Source organism: Vibrio sp. 10N.222.47.A9, assembly GCF_963872585.1.
GTDB classification, from domain to species: domain Bacteria; phylum Pseudomonadota; class Gammaproteobacteria; order Enterobacterales; family Vibrionaceae; genus Vibrio; species Vibrio splendidus.
On sequence record NZ_CAWNBB010000021.1, the window covers coordinates 207,160 to 222,036 of the forward strand.

Below are 14,877 nucleotides of genomic sequence, written 5' to 3' on the forward strand. Positions count from 1 at the left end.
CTTTCGACTTATTCAAACTAGAAAAGGGACCGGTATTTCTACCCGTCCCTTTTTATTTTCGTTTGTGTAAGGTATTACTTAAGCTTGAACACCAACACTTTGTTATATGCCGTCACCATCAGTAAGTCTTGCTGTTTCCCGCCAATTTCTAGGTTGCTGATATGGCCCGCATCGATAGCAATGAAGTCTATTTGCTTACCGTCTTTATCGAACACACCCACTCCACCATGCGCTGCAACAAAGAGGTTGTCATCGGCATCAACAGCAACGCCATCAACCATAGGTTCAGAGCCAGACTCAGCTTTCACTTGAGCAAATTGCGTCTTATTGCTGAGTGACTGTCCATCAACATCAAATCGGTATACCCAGCCATCAGATGTGTCGGCAACGTATAACAAAGATTCATCAGAAGAAAAAGCGATGCCGTTTGGTAACTTGAACTCTCCAGTGATCAACTTTAGATCACCATTTAGGTAACGATAAACGCCATTAACCGCTTGCTCTGGTTCTGCCTTTGCTGGGCCGTAACCTTGGATACCAAACGGAGGATCGGTAAACCACACGCTTCCATCGCTATTAACGGTTAAATCGTTCGGGCTATTAAGCAGCTTGCCGTTATACGTTGCAGCGACAATCACTTTCTCTCCGTTGCCCTGACGGTACGACAGCTTTCTATCATGGCGGGCAGCCCACAGGTTGCCTTTGGCATCAATATCGAGACCATTGGCATAGCCAGAATTGTCATCAAAAACGCTCAACTTGCCGTTAAGATCGTAAGAATAGGTTGTGTTATTTGGAATATCGCTAAACAAGAAACGTTGATGTTTCACATTCCATGTTGGGCCTTCAACAAAGCCGAATGAGTCTCCAACCAATGTTGGGTTGCTTTCTACAACAGAGGCAGCTGAAACATTCATAGAGGCAGCCATTGCAGCGGTAATAAGTAGTAATTTGTTCATTGTTCTTCTCCTTTCTGTTTACGTTTTGAATCTTAGTTTCTTGAAGGAGTGAGAAAAACAGTACAAAATGACTTCACTGTTTACTAAATGGTGTTAATGATGAATTTGATTTATATGCAGACCTACTTGACTGTTGCCGAAGAGCAAAGCTTCACCAAGGCCGCTGAAGTATTGGATGTGTCAAAAGGTTTGGTGTCTCGGCATGTACAACGACTCGAAGAAACATTGAATTCTAAACTGTTTCACAGAACGACTCGTTCTATCAGCCTCACGGAAGTAGGCGAAGAGTTATATTCCAAAGCAAAACAAATTCAACTGTTGGCAACCGAAGCCGAAATGCGTGTATTAGACATGACACAGGAAGTGGCAGGCGATTTAAAAATTACCGCCCCGATAGAGTTTGGACGTGCGCTTTGTCGTCATATCATTCCGACTTTCAAGCAAGAGTACCCAAAAGTAGATTTGATTCTCGACTTTGGGCCGATGAAAAAGAAGATAGAGTCTGGTGACTTTGACATTGCTTTCCGAGCTTACGATGAACTGCCTAATGATGTGATTGCCAACGATCTCGGGCATATCCGCAATGTTCTCGTTTGCAGTGCGGATTACGCATCAACTTACCCACTCGCCACCACCAAAGACATCCATAAATGCAGCTTCATTCTTAACAGTCAAAATGAACATTGGAATCAGCTGGAGTTGATCAATGGCGAACAAACCTACCATGTTGAAGTCACCGGAAGCGTTAGTTCGAATACTTACAGTTCAATTTTAGAGTTAGCAATGCAAGGGATAGGTGTCGCCAGCTTGCCGTTCTATCAAGTTGAAGAGCAGCTCAAACAAGGTGAGCTTATTCACGTGTTCCCAGAATGGTCGATAAAAGCCCAGAAGCTAAGCCTTATCTATGCTCAAAGAAGGGTGACACCGCAGAAGTTGGTCACTTTTAACCGAGCGGTAAAAGAGTGGTTGGAATCGAATAACGCCTATACGTTGTGAGTCTTAGAACGCTGAATCTTTCAATTGGAATGCATGTGCGTTCCATTCATATCAGGCGCAATCACAATACTTTTCAATAGCTGATAGGCTGCCGTGTGTTCGTCGATTTTGAAACACCCTCCCCCTCAAGTTGAGTTCATCACCCCCTCTAGATTAACGACCGAGGGGGAGAATCTTCTTTGGCGCTGAATGTGAAAATGCGCATGTAACGATCGGTATTCTGTTCCTCCCCTTTCCACTAAGCACAATGAATCGAAGATGCGGATTAAGGGGAGATTAGGAGGAAATTAGAGGTTTGGCTAACACGGATTTGCTCCAAAGTGAGTTTCAAACTTTGTTGTCACAATTTTCTTTGGATAGGCACGTTGATTGAATTTAATTTTATTCTCATACATTCCACTCTATTAACACGAAAGGAACGGAAATAAAATTTCAAATTTTAATATCCTTTTACATTTAGCGATGTCCTCTTCCGACTTAGTCTCAGGGCTACAGCACACCATATATTCAATTCCATCTCTCTTAAATTTAAGCGCATCCCTGCAACAAGCGGGAGTCAAAAGAGAGATATCATAGCTACCTGTTTTAGGTGTATGCATCTTTCGATACCAAGTATGAGGGTCAGTATCAAAGTCCCCCAAAAGCTCTCATGCAACTTTAGCAAAAAATAGTTAATGAAATGGGTTCATTCTTAACTAAATAAAACGAAATTTCCAAGTCATTAAATTATTTTTGAAAAATTAATTAGCTAATGCTGAACGTGATTCATCAATCATTATACGGGCAAAAAACAATCAAATTAATGAAGTGAATCACATCTGTTTGTTCAGCAATTTGATCCTGAAATCATTATCTGTAGCTTATTAGCTGAATCGATTCAGCTTGAATATTACAACTAAAAGGATCAAATTATGAAACTAAAACCTCTTATCGCTGCTCTTACTTTTATTACTCCGCTTTATGTTTCAGCAGCTGAATTTACCCTAACAGATATCGCTACAAATACTTATATTGAAAATTGGGATATTACAAACCAAAAACTTGGTTTCGAAAACACTCAATTTAGTATAGAGAAATTACGTTTACATGGCGGTAAACAAGAAAGTGTTGACCTCATTGTTATAAACAATGGTGAACTGGAAGTGACCTTAGTACCAACGAGAGGCATGGGGATTTTTAATGTAAAAAAAGATGGAAAGCGAATTCTAGGTTGGGATTCACCAGTAAAAGAGATAGTTAATCCAGTCTACATCGATTTAGAAAGTCGTAATGGACTTGGTTGGTTGGATGGTTTCAATGAAATGATGGTGCGCTGTGGTTATGAATGGACAGGACATCCTGGATTAGATAACAACGGGCAATTATTAAGTTTACATGGCAGAGCACAAAATACACCAAGTTCAACAATAAAGGTCATCATAGATGATACAGCCCCACACAAAATTACAATTGAAGGAACAGTTTCTGAACGAACCTTTAAAAAGGCAGAGTTAGTTACCAAAACGTCCTTCTCAATAACTCCTGGAGAGAATAGATTTACTGTTAATGACACTCTAACGAATAACTCTGATTATGACGATGAATACCAAATTATTTATCATTCAAATTTTGGCCGTCCTATATTAGAACAGGGATCAAAAGTATATGCAGCTGCTAGTGAAATTTCGCCGTTTAATAGATATGCAGAAAAAGGGCTGGAAGATTGGCAAACCTATTTAGGACCAACTAAAGGTTATGATGAAATGGTATACAACCTAAAACCGCTAGCTGATCAGAATGGAAATACATTAGCCGTATTACATAATAAAGCGGGTAATTTAGGCGTATCGATGCAATACAATACTAATCAATTACCAGTTTTAACGATCTGGAAAAACACCGATACTTTACAACAAGGTTATGTTACCGGTATTGAGCCTGGCACTAGTTATGCCTACAACACTAAATACCAACGCCCTTTGGGACTAGTCCCAACGATTAATTCAGGTGAAAGTAAGAACTTTGATATTACTTACACTGTGTTATCTTCTTCAAAAGAAGTAAATAGTGCTGTTAACGATGTAAACAAGCTTCTTGATGGTAAAAAAATACAACAAGTAACAGAGCCAATAGTAGATTTAAGCCAAGTTAAATAAGCAGGATTAGTCTAGACTAAAATTGTTCATCAGTGAGTCGGCGGATTATCTACCGACTCATTTTTGTCCAGAAGCTTCGTAGGATGAATTTTTACCTTTGGTACTTCCTATCTCGAAAGTGCCCCAAACGTTTCATTAGGTATGGCACGAGTAATACAACTAGCTAATGTGAAAAACAGGTACATTGCTCACCAAACAGCGATAAAAAAATTCGTTTCCAAATTTTGAAATAGACCCAGTAAAGCGCAGTGTTATTTTTTGTTATTGTGGATCTACATGCCCAGAACAAGTATAGGACTGACCATCAACACCACGAATAGCGATCTGGTAGTTCAGCGCCAATCCATTGCCGACGATGTCTGACAGGCCCTCAGTTTCTGGATTGTTCATGCGATCGTGGTACATCTGACAAACGTGTTCTTCACCATGCCATTTTGATTGCACCTCTTCGATTCCATCAGCCTCGATGTCTACGCGAGCAACTCCATTTGTGCGCTTGGCTGCTTTGGTCGTGATGATCGTCGTCGTCATTGATGTATAACGGATACCATCGATTTTCGAACTGGCTTCGGTAAGTTGGTCGTGGTCTGCGTGTGTGATAATTGGGTCAGACACGAAGGCGTTCGCAGCCTTTACCTTCAAGCTGGTACAGCCAGTAATTGTCATAAGTGCAAGTGCGATAGCTGTTAAACCAATGGTTTTGATTGAGGTCATTTCATTGTCCTGTTAGTCATTCTGTCTGGGGTTCACTATAAACAATAAAACACTGTATTATTAGTTCAAACTATGAATACTAACTTACCGATAATGGAAGGCCGCGACTAAGATTGGTTACTTGTTTAAGACTGCTCTAAGCCTAACTCTTCACGTGGTTGGTCGTGAATGTCCTTGGGGGTTCGTGTCATAAAGAGCTATGTTAGATCTGGGTTATCCATAAGCTTTGTTAATTTAGAAAAAGCGCAACTCAATTTTATCCAAATCCAATTCAACACACCCAAAACAAAAAGGGATTGGTATCTCTACCAATCCCTTCACTACTTATTTATAAAGTAACAGCTCTTACTCTCTACAAACTCTCAATTGCCTTTTGTACCGCAGGGCCAATCTGACGCTTGCGTGAAGTGACGCCTTCTAGGGTCAGCATATCGCTTGTTGGTTCGGCATTGAAAGCTGACTTAATGACTTGGTAGTCGCTTTCGTCCACCCACAATAGGTTAGCTTCTTTGTTCTTAGTGTCTGTGATAGAGAAGAACAGATGGTCCAAGCCGTTCTCTTCTTTGTAGGCTTTCATAGCCGCCAAAAGCTCATCTTTTCGGTCAATCAATTGCTGAGCCGTTAGCGTTTCAGCCACACCGATACCCACCTGTTTGCCACCGTATTTAAAGTTTTTGTAATCCAGCGTCAGAATGGTTTCAGAAGAAAGATGACTGAGATCCGACTTAGCAATCAGCATCTGTTGACCGAAATCTTCGATATGTGAAATACCTGCAACTTTTGCCAGCTTTTCAGCATATTCACGATCATGCTCAGTAGTGGTTAATGATTGGAATACCACAGTGTCAGAAAGGATTGCGCCTAAGCCTACACAAGCAAGGTGCTTAGGTAGTGTCACATCCAGCTTTTCAGCGTTGCCAGCAAGAATAGTGGCAGCCGATCCCCAGCCTCGAATATCCATCTCGACAATTTGTGGTGTGTTAATCGGTGAGCCACCAATGGCGTGATGATCAACCACAGCAACAATCGATGCTTGGTCAATGGTTGGCGCTAGCTGAGTGACTTGATTGAAGTCTACCAGCCCCACTCGGTATGAAGAGTAATCTGTCTCTACGCGTGGTGATTCCGCATTACAGTAGTTCAAGATGAAAGTGGATTCTGGATTGATAGGCTCAGGTACTGCCTAGGTTAAGGTGCCCTGTCCACACTAGATCCTCAGCATTATCATTGGCTAATTGTTGAACTGTGTTATGGTAATTAAATAATCCAAGCGTTTGAATTTTTTGGTAGGAAGTATATTAAAAATGGTCAAGAGTTGCTACTATGTAAAGATATTAAATCGAATGAGAACAGATAAATGCTATTTAATAGCTATATTTTTATATTTATATTCCTTCCTATATCGATGGTTATTTACAATTTTAAATTTGGAGATGTTTATAAAAAATTAGTTTTTTCTAGCCTTCTATTTTATTCTTATTGGAACCCTTCATTTTTATCAATATTGTGCCTAAGCATAGTTTTTAATTATTACGTTAGTAAAAAAATAAAAAACAAAATAGCCCTAACTATCGCAATAATAATAAACATATTCGTTTTAGGTTACTATAAGTATTTCAATTTTATAATAGACAATGTCAATAGTTTACTATTAATTAACATTGATAATGAAAAAATATTTTTACCCCTCGCAATTTCATTTTTCACATTCCAACAAATTGCTTATTTGGTAGACAACTACAAAAATAAACTTGATTATAGTTTTTGGCAATATGCAGCATTCGTTTCATTTTTCCCACAGCTAATTGCAGGCCCAATAGTACATCATAATGAAATACTACCGCAGATTGAAAAATCTCATATTAAGTCGGAGAACATATCAAAAGGGTCTTACTTTTTTTCAATCGGATTGTTTAAAAAGGTTGTAATCGCAGATACATTTAGTTTATATGTGGATAATGGATATGCTAATTACTCAACACTAACAACTATTGAAGCTTGGGTTACGTCCCTATCATATAGCCTCCAACTCTATTTTGATTTCAGTGGCTATTGTGATATGGCTATAGGATTAGCTATTATATTTGGGATCAAATTACCTTTAAATTTCAACAGTCCTTATAAATCTTTAAATATACAAGATTTCTGGAGGCGATGGCACATAACATTAGGTTCTTTTTTAAGAGATTATATTTACATACCACTTGGAGGGAATAAAAAGTCGAAAGTATTTATTTCTATGAACCTTATAATTACTTTTGTAATAGGTGGCATTTGGCATGGTGCAGGTTGGACGTTTGTTCTCTGGGGGCTTATTCATGGTTTGGCTTTAGTAACACACCGAGCTTGGAGTGATTCAGGGTTAAAAATACCAAACCTACTAGCTATATTAGTTACATTTTCGTTTATTAATTTCACTTGGGTTTTATTTAGAGCGGAAAACATAGAAGTTGCATTTACTATTTTAAAGACAATGTGCAATATTACAGAACTTAATCGTGACGTTGAATATACTCCAATATTATTAACATTTACCGGACTAGTTGTGGTTTTTTCAGTAAAGAATATACACGAGTGCGAGTTTAAACCCTCATTTTTTAAAGCCATTATTTCTACAATTTGTTTTGTTAGTGCTTTAATATTATTCACTAAAGAAAGCTCATTCCTATATTTCAACTTTTGATAAATAAAATAATGAAGAACAGAACATATATTTTTACATTTATAACATTGTCATTTTCATTGTACTTCTCAATTCAATTGATAATAATTGAAAACCTATCTTATATTTTTAACGAAGAGCTCCCAATGTGGGAGGAAGTTAAAGTAAATTCAAAAAAAAATTTCAACACCAATATTGATGTCATTATCGGTGACTCTAGAGCTAAAGCCGGGTTGATACCGAATCGATTAGGTATCAATTGGTACAATTTTTCGATTGGTGGAGCAACTCCAATTGAAGGCTACTATACATTAGAACACCTGATTAATAGCGGCAATAGAATTGATAACATAATACTGAGTTACGGTCCTTTACACTTAATAAATCAATACACATTTTGGCATCGCAATGCTAAGTTTCATTTTCTGACGCCTTATCAGCATATTAAAATCGACAGTTTAGCTAGTAACTTAAAAGACCCAATTTTTGGCACAGATAAAAATTGGTATGACTACTGGTTAAAACCAGGAGTTTATTTCGGTGACATAAAAGATTCTCTAGTAAAACTGAATGAAAATCATAAAAAAAACATTAAAGTTTCGGAAATTCTACACTTATCGAAAGGGCATTATTTTTTTGGTAAAAACGAATCATCATCGGGCTATAACCAAGAAGCCAATATGGATGGTATATTCAAAGCAAGTCCAGTATTAAATGACTACCTAGATAAAACTATAAATCTCGCAAAGTCAGAAAATATTGATATTTTTTGGGTAACTGCACCTTACAACCAATCGTCAATGAATAAAATAGAAGATGAGTTCAATACGGGGTTTGATAACTATATAAGAGGGAAAACAGATCTAATACCACTAACGCTATCACACTCACTTCCCGATCACTGCTTTGGCGACCCAAGTCATATATATAGATGTTCAGATAGTTTTAGTGAGTCAATATCTAAAAAAATAAATAGCATAATTAGTAAGAAAAATGGAATCAAATCGATGTAACCCGAACTAGCTTTGGAGGTGGATAAAAAGATGATAAATGAGTGGGAACAAGATAAGCAAAAAAAGCGGGGTTGATATTGTCTCTTTAGTGACTAGCTATTACAACTATTCTCAACGCCAAACGCGCGCTACAAGGATTTATCAAGTCTGCAGTTGCAATTCTCACTTCGAGAAAAGGAACTGCATTCTTTTTCCGTAATCTTGCGGTCGGCTGTTAAAAGTTCTATGACCGAATAAAGTTACGATGTTCGATAACATTCCCCTAGGAAATGGCTATGTATCAAATAAAGTATTTGATGACTGGTCAGCTAAGCCTCGGAAATTGCCTTAATTAATCGAACTTTTCGTATGGTATAGGAAATATCTAAAACTGTTAAAATTAATTTAGAAAAACCTCTAGTAAATGTATATTACGTCCTATTCACTAGCTATCTTTTAGTAACAAAAAAACCCCAATCAGGACAAAAAAAATACCAAACATAGTTGTACTATTTATTTCCATTTCTTGATAGTACTTAGAGTGGAGTATCAAGACCAAAGTAGTTATACCTGTCATAACTATATATGCTAAGTAAACAGGTGAGTTCTTAAGTGCCAGCGCATAAAAAATGAACGCAAATGCATAAGAAAGTAAAGACATAGACACAAAAAAAACATACTTGTACCCAACTTCCAATCCAATAGTTTTTTTTAGAAGAATACCTGCTGACGCATTAGCAAATGCACCTAAAAGCATTGGTATGAAACTAATCATAATGAGAAAACACTGTCAAATAATGAGCGTAAGGTCCAGAAGAATACTCTTCTTTATGAACTAAGCTAAGTCTATGTTCGCACATCACCTTGATCAAATAGTCTGTATCAATATGTTCGATCCATTCTCTAGCTAGAATTAAATCATGCAATTGATTTACTGCCTTTTTATAAAATGGCTTGGTGCTCATATCTTTAATTATTAGCATTCCATCAGGAGCAAGCTTTTTCGTCACCTCAGATATAAATTCATTCAAATCTTTATATTTCACATGATGGAGGACATCAATGACAACTATAATATCAAATAATTTTTTAGAATCTAGCTGTTTAAAACTCTGAATATATTCATGTGTTGTTGATTCAAAAACTATATTTTGATTGTTCGCATTTAATAGTGCTTTCTTTGCCTCAGCTAATGATGCGGGATTAGTATCTAGTCCGACATAGCTGATTCCCTTTTTAAATACTGTATTTTTCAAACCGAACCAGCCACTACCGCAACCTACATCAAGAATTGAATAATCCCCCTCAGGAAGAAACCTTTCAATAGGCCTGAATGGGCATATCTTTTCCCGATATGTCTGTTTTATTTTACTCAAAAAGCTAGCATTATTGTATAATTTAGTTACCAGTTCTTTATCTTTCATTTTTACCCTCTCAACCAATAACAACTAAAGAATCAACTCTGTGCATAAATGTGTATATAATGAAAATTTGCAAACCAATACAACATAAAATAAACGAGTAGTGCAGTCTTGATATCACTGGCAATATAAACATAAATATAGCCAAAACCCAATGTAAAACGTAAAGATATTGTTCATAAGAAAATACACTATGCAATGTGAAATTATATAAAATAACCAAAAATGATACTACAAACAACTCTTTCTCAGCTGGCTTAGGTGATAGCTTTGATACAATTAATGATGTTATCATAATAGCTATGGCTATCCAAGTGCCACTAACGATCTTATTCTTAATAAAGCTTAAGCCTGCTAATTTATCATGATCAATATATCTAATTTCAATACCATTTGGAATAAATGAAAAATAAAATGTATTTAATAGATTTTTCAATTTATTAATTACATCCGTTCTTTCTAAAGATAAATAATCAATAATCCACTCAGGCTTACCCTCATTACCATATACATTCCCCTTAAAAAAGTATGTATACGATATATAAAGGAGCAGAATAAAAGCGACAGATACAATTGAAATTATAGCGGTCTTTCTTAAGGAAATAATCAAGCTATCTTTTCTTACGTAACATTTATAAACAAAATAATATATTGAAAATATTATGACATTAGTGATTGTAATAGATGCAGCAAAAATTGAAATACACAGCCATATAGGGTCAGAACTTCTTTTATCAAAAATGGACTTAACAAAATAGTAGTTAATTAAAATTATTGATAACAACCCTTGCGGATAAGTGCTAGGCATTACACCAAAAATGAAATTACAAAAAGATAAAGAGAATACAATGGTTATTAGCGAACTCTTCAACTTACAAAAATTGAAGCATAGTGTTTTATAGAAAAAAAACAACATCACAGACATCATAAATGGTGATACTATGAGAGACATATATTCAGGATTAAAACCCATAAATTTAGCCATAACATTTATAGGGATAGATACTAACTCTAAAAATAAATGAGTGTATGCATTTCGTGTTGAACCGCCTAAAACACTATATGCCATTGATGCTATATTAGCATTTGGATCATCATCAAAAAATACATTATATATACTATAATAGCCTTTATCGTAAAAGGAAAAGGCGACAAATACCATGAACAAAAAATAAGAAAATAAGCAAATTAATAAAAAACTATCAAACTTGCTAATTGCTCTAAACTTCGAGATACTCATTGTAATTAAATATATTCCTTTTAAATTAATGGGAAGCAATCATAAAAGATAACAACCACATCTATATTTATACCATTTAGATGTGTATAATACCAACAAGAAGCCAGTTATGTACATATTTACGAGAAAAAATGTCACCTTTAATACGAATAGTACGACCAAAGCAATGGATTAAGAACGCCTTTGTGTTTGCTCCCCTCATATTCTCAGGTATGTTCGAAGACATAACCGCCATACTGTCAACACTTTTAGTGTTTGTTGTTTTTTGTTTAGCTTCTTCTGCTACCTATGTGCTAAATGACTATCACGATGTCGAAAAGGATAAAAAACACCCCATAAAATCAAAAACAAGACCTCTAGCATCAGGAGAGTTGGCGAAAAAAGATGCCCGTATTTTGATGATTATCTTATACGCTGGTGTATTAATGTCAGTATACATTGAACCAAGTATAACCTCCGCTATTATTGGTTACCTTCTATTAAACATAGCATATACCTTTTATTTAAAGAACCAACCTGTGCTAGATATATTCACCATTTCAATAGGATTCGTATTACGAGTATATGCTGGCGCAGTAATACTTCAAGTCCCACTATCCTCTTGGATGTTTATTACAACCTTATCTCTTTCTTTATTTTTGGCGTCAATAAAACGAAAACAAGAGCTAGACAATAATAACGGAGATGGGGATACAAGAAAAGTTCTACATTATTACACTCCAAACCTCGTAGACAAGTACGCCGAAATGTCTGCGACATGTGCTATTTTATTTTACAGTTTATTCGTAATGTCTGACAAACCAAGCCTGTCTTACACTATTCCTTTTGTTTTGTTCGGCTTATATAGGTATTGGTTTATTGTTGAAAGCAAAAAATCCGGAGAATCTCCTACCGATGCCTTATTCTCAGACGTACCGCTTCAGATAACCATAATTAGTTGGGTTATTGCCTGTATTTATTATTTAAACATTTAAGTGAGAGAAAAATTTTGGATTTAAGCTATATAATCACTCCTTTTTTTGCTTGGTTAGTTGCTGGGTGTATGAAGTTTTCACTAAATACTATCAAAGAACGCCGTTTAGCATTCAATCTGATTGGGTACGGTGGGATGCCAAGTAACCACAGCAGTATTGTCAGCAGTGCGGTCGCTATTATCATTCTTAAAGAGGGAATAAACACACCTATCCTTGTCGTTGCACTCACAGTAGCATTTATTGTCATGCTTGATGCCAACAGTCTAAGAAAACAAGTCGGAAAACATGCAAATACTATCAATAAGTTGAGTAAGGAAACTTCGCTCCCTCGCTTAAGGGAAAGAATGGGACACTCAAAGCTAGAAATCTTAGCTGGAATCTTTACAGGATTCTTTTCTGCATTTATTGTTTACATATTCACAGCTTAACAAGTAGATAAAATATGGAGCTACATAAGGATTAGTGCTTGACCTATTTAGTCAAAGCGTGGTGGGATGGTCTTTATCGGATGCGCCCTATACTGAACAACATCTATAGAATGTGCCGCAGCCCTCGTAGAGTTGGTTATTCTGTCCCTCCTCTTTTCCGGAGATGAAGTTAAAGGAGAGTCTTAAAGGCAATTAGTATTTGTACCTGAAGGTATTACTATCATCAACAATCTCGATTTTGACAGGCACGGTGCCTTGTTTAACGTTGCCGATTTTTGCAAATGCCTTGTGCGACAGGTCGATCACTCGGCCTTTTACATAAGGGCCTCGATCGTTAATTTTCACATCAACAGACTTGTTATTGTCTGTATTGGTCACTCTCACGATAGTGCCGAATGGCAAGGTTTTATGAGCCGCAGTATTCGCATTCATATTATACGTCTCACCACTTGCTGTGAGCCTTCCATGGAATTTATCGCCATACCAAGAAGCTTTACCAGCAAGAGCATGTGACTTGGCATATTCCTTTGTTTTAGAACTGCCGACAGCCGACGTTGAGGTGCATCCGGCTAATATCATAAGGATAAGAGCGGTAAAGATAATATGTAATTTTTTCATATGGTTTGTGTGCGCTAATCTCTGCATGTTTCTCTATTTTCGTTGTTGTTGGTTAGTAATATAATACTGAGTATAGTCACTGCTCAGCCAAGGCTACCATTCGGTATGATGACGGGATGTTTTCATGAACGACACTTTCTTCCGTCATATTCATGAAAGGTTTTATCGTCAAAACGTCAACTTTAACAACGTCTTAAATTTGTACATTTCTCAATCACCCGCATATAGATAAGCTACTGATCCAAACAAAAAGGATTGGTATCTCGACCAACCCTCTTACCGTTTCACTAAGGCTATTTTCAAGTTCATTTAAACGGGGTCAAAATTATCGTTACTGACTAGACGCTTAAGAAGCGGTCGCAGTTCATCAATCAAAATATTGAGTTGGGTCTGGTAGTATTCATGAGCTTTTTTCCAATTGCCACGGTCATTTAGTTTGAACTTCATCTTGGGCAAGATTATTTTCCTGTCAGTATCGACCCAAATCGCCTCTCCCAATAATGACTCTTGAAAAAGACTCTTGGATAAGCGTATATCTTGGTAAAGTTTTTCTCCTTGTGGGCTTTTAGCAAAACGGGCAAATACACCTACCTCCCCATTATCAAGCTTATACACTGTAATCCAACTCACAGAAGTAGTAGGTGGTAACTGGAAGGATATATGGCTTTGGGTTGACGCTGTAGGAAGAGGTTGAGTCTTATCATTTAGTTTGATATTAAGAAGAAATACACGCCAGAATGTTTCATTAAATTCAGAACGATCTTGAGCTTTCTGCATTAATGGAGAGTTTTGAGGAGGGGCATCCTCGATAAGTTCGACTACATGGTCACTCGAGTGATTTTCTATAGATATAACATGCCTTTGAATTATATTCGTTTTATGCAATACCTGCGGTTGTACAAGAAAATGCTTGTCATTCATATGGAAGACACGCATTTCAACCATTGCAAATGTAAACTCCATTGATGCGTTTCGGTTTAAAAACTCCTTAATATCAAACGCACCTTCTCGAATTCCATCACCAACAATTAGCAGTAGAAAGCGCCCTCGTTTCAAATTCTTTTGTACGGCATCAATAAAATTGGCTTCATAAACGTTTTTGTCGATGTCATGAACGAAATCATAAAGTGAACGACCGTTTGTACTTTTTTTAATACTCTCATCGAGCATCATATAATCCATAGACACAAGATCTTTCGCATAATCCAGAATCTGCCCCATAACTTCTCGTCTTGATTCTGGATTTCGATATAGCTTCACTTCAGTAATAACTAATCGTCCCGTACTAGTAACATGTAGACAATCAACCCTACCGGATCGCGTTGGTAGCTCCATGCACACAGGAAAAGCCCCTACATAATCAGGTTCAATCTCATAAAACGGCAGCAGTCGCTCATTTTTAAATATCAGTTCTTGGAGCCACTTTTCACTGTAATAGCTATTATCCATGATATTCACTCGTTGAAGAGCTGAGGTGCTATTATCAGGAGCAACAACAATAGGGGCGTTGTCGGTATTCATATCTTTCCCTTATATTTAATAACCACACAAGGCTAAGCCTAATTTATACCCTCGAATCAAAAGGGATCTTTATTTATAATCATTTAGCACAAGTTGCATATCATATTGTTTTAAGGCCACCCTATTGCTCATTTTACAAGCAAGAGCTAACGACTCATCGACTTGGCCGCAAACAATCACTCCTTTACAGCTCCGATCGGCTTTGTTGCGTAATTCA

Annotated in this window: 12 protein-coding genes and 1 pseudogene; 6 read left to right on the forward strand and 7 right to left on the reverse strand. The window is 36.8% G+C overall.

Annotated features, from left to right (window positions below; all coding sequences use genetic code 11):
* Nucleotides 1-74: 74 nt before the first annotated feature.
* On the reverse strand, nucleotides 75-959 hold the full coding sequence (locus AACT19_RS05100; protein WP_076645584.1) for an SMP-30/gluconolactonase/LRE family protein: 885 nt from the start codon (nucleotides 957-959) through the stop codon (nucleotides 75-77).
* A 99-nt stretch (nucleotides 960-1,058) separates the two neighbouring features.
* On the opposite strand from AACT19_RS05100, the gene AACT19_RS05105 reads away from it, so the two are divergent.
* Nucleotides 1,059-1,955 carry a LysR family transcriptional regulator gene (locus tag AACT19_RS05105; protein WP_076645586.1) on the forward strand — a complete coding sequence of 299 codons (897 nt, stop codon included), beginning with the start codon at nucleotides 1,059-1,061 and terminating at the stop codon, nucleotides 1,953-1,955.
* Nucleotides 1,956-2,866: 911 nt separating this feature from the next.
* Nucleotides 2,867-4,090, forward strand: a complete 1,224-nt coding sequence (locus tag AACT19_RS05110; RefSeq protein ID WP_076645588.1) for an aldose 1-epimerase family protein — start codon at nucleotides 2,867-2,869, stop codon at nucleotides 4,088-4,090.
* Nucleotides 4,091-4,351: 261 nt separating this feature from the next.
* On the opposite strand, the gene AACT19_RS05115 is transcribed toward AACT19_RS05110, so the two are convergent.
* Together AACT19_RS05115 and AACT19_RS05120 are read right to left on the reverse strand one after the other, a co-directional pair.
* Complete coding sequence (locus AACT19_RS05115) at nucleotides 4,352-4,804, reverse strand: hypothetical protein (RefSeq protein WP_017089087.1); 453 nt, start codon at nucleotides 4,802-4,804, stop codon at nucleotides 4,352-4,354.
* A 352-nt stretch (nucleotides 4,805-5,156) separates the two neighbouring features.
* Nucleotides 5,157-6,084 (reverse strand): annotated as a pseudogene (locus AACT19_RS05120) (manganese-dependent inorganic pyrophosphatase).
* Between the two features lie 77 nt (nucleotides 6,085-6,161).
* Between AACT19_RS05120 and AACT19_RS05125 the strand changes: the two are divergent.
* The gene (locus tag AACT19_RS05125) at nucleotides 6,162-7,487 is read left to right on the forward strand and encodes an MBOAT family O-acyltransferase (protein WP_076645590.1); all 1,326 of its coding nucleotides are present in this window, start codon (nucleotides 6,162-6,164) and stop codon (nucleotides 7,485-7,487) included.
* A gap of 125 nt (nucleotides 7,488-7,612) precedes the next feature.
* Entirely contained in the window at nucleotides 7,613-8,479 is an 867-nt protein-coding gene (locus tag AACT19_RS05130) for a DUF1574 family protein (protein ID WP_076645592.1), read from the forward strand.
* Nucleotides 8,480-9,225: 746 nt separating this feature from the next.
* Here the strand turns inward: AACT19_RS05130 and AACT19_RS05135 are convergent.
* Together AACT19_RS05135 and AACT19_RS05140 are read right to left on the reverse strand one after the other, a co-directional pair.
* On the reverse strand, nucleotides 9,226-9,882 hold the full coding sequence (locus AACT19_RS05135; RefSeq protein ID WP_004736352.1) for a class I SAM-dependent methyltransferase: 657 nt from the start codon (nucleotides 9,880-9,882) through the stop codon (nucleotides 9,226-9,228).
* 10 nt (nucleotides 9,883-9,892) lie between these two features.
* Nucleotides 9,893-11,119 (reverse strand): hypothetical protein, encoded by a 1,227-nt coding sequence (locus AACT19_RS05140; protein ID WP_076645594.1) that lies wholly within the window; start codon nucleotides 11,117-11,119, stop codon nucleotides 9,893-9,895.
* 131 nt (nucleotides 11,120-11,250) lie between these two features.
* Here AACT19_RS05140 and AACT19_RS05145 point away from each other — a divergent pair, with 131 nt between their 5' ends.
* Complete coding sequence (locus AACT19_RS05145) at nucleotides 11,251-12,093, forward strand: decaprenyl-phosphate phosphoribosyltransferase (protein ID WP_017092541.1); 843 nt, start codon at nucleotides 11,251-11,253, stop codon at nucleotides 12,091-12,093.
* A 14-nt stretch (nucleotides 12,094-12,107) separates the two neighbouring features.
* Nucleotides 12,108-12,521, forward strand: a complete 414-nt coding sequence (locus AACT19_RS05150) for a divergent PAP2 family protein (protein WP_017092542.1) — start codon at nucleotides 12,108-12,110, stop codon at nucleotides 12,519-12,521.
* Between the two features lie 192 nt (nucleotides 12,522-12,713).
* Here the strand turns inward: AACT19_RS05150 and AACT19_RS05155 are convergent, their stop codons facing one another.
* A complete protein-coding gene (locus AACT19_RS05155; protein ID WP_004736356.1) occupies nucleotides 12,714-13,166 on the reverse strand; it encodes a septal ring lytic transglycosylase RlpA family protein in 453 nt (150 codons plus the stop codon).
* A 282-nt stretch (nucleotides 13,167-13,448) separates the two neighbouring features.
* The gene (locus tag AACT19_RS05160; protein ID WP_065607704.1) at nucleotides 13,449-14,660 is read right to left on the reverse strand and encodes a hypothetical protein; all 1,212 of its coding nucleotides are present in this window, start codon (nucleotides 14,658-14,660) and stop codon (nucleotides 13,449-13,451) included.
* Nucleotides 14,661-14,877: the final 217 nt, after the last annotated feature.

What these genes read in the sequence shown, in the direction of transcription:
- AACT19_RS05100 (WP_076645584.1), bottom strand. Translation starts at nt 959, where the DNA reads ATGAACAAATTACTACTTATTACCGCTGCAATGGCTGCCTCTATGAAT.
- AACT19_RS05105 (WP_076645586.1), top strand. Translation starts at nt 1,059, where the DNA reads ATGAATTTGATTTATATGCAGACCTACTTGACTGTTGCCGAAGAGCAA.
- AACT19_RS05110 (WP_076645588.1), top strand. Translation starts at nt 2,867, where the DNA reads ATGAAACTAAAACCTCTTATCGCTGCTCTTACTTTTATTACTCCGCTT.
- AACT19_RS05115 (WP_017089087.1), bottom strand. Translation starts at nt 4,804, where the DNA reads ATGACCTCAATCAAAACCATTGGTTTAACAGCTATCGCACTTGCACTT.
- AACT19_RS05125 (WP_076645590.1), top strand. Translation starts at nt 6,162, where the DNA reads ATGCTATTTAATAGCTATATTTTTATATTTATATTCCTTCCTATATCG.
- AACT19_RS05130 (WP_076645592.1), top strand. Translation starts at nt 7,613, where the DNA reads ATGTGGGAGGAAGTTAAAGTAAATTCAAAAAAAAATTTCAACACCAAT.
- AACT19_RS05135 (WP_004736352.1), bottom strand. Translation starts at nt 9,882, where the DNA reads ATGAAAGATAAAGAACTGGTAACTAAATTATACAATAATGCTAGCTTT.
- AACT19_RS05140 (WP_076645594.1), bottom strand. Translation starts at nt 11,119, where the DNA reads ATGAGTATCTCGAAGTTTAGAGCAATTAGCAAGTTTGATAGTTTTTTA.
- AACT19_RS05145 (WP_017092541.1), top strand. Translation starts at nt 11,251, where the DNA reads ATGTCACCTTTAATACGAATAGTACGACCAAAGCAATGGATTAAGAAC.
- AACT19_RS05155 (WP_004736356.1), bottom strand. Translation starts at nt 13,166, where the DNA reads ATGCAGAGATTAGCGCACACAAACCATATGAAAAAATTACATATTATC.
- AACT19_RS05160 (WP_065607704.1), bottom strand. Translation starts at nt 14,660, where the DNA reads ATGAATACCGACAACGCCCCTATTGTTGTTGCTCCTGATAATAGCACC.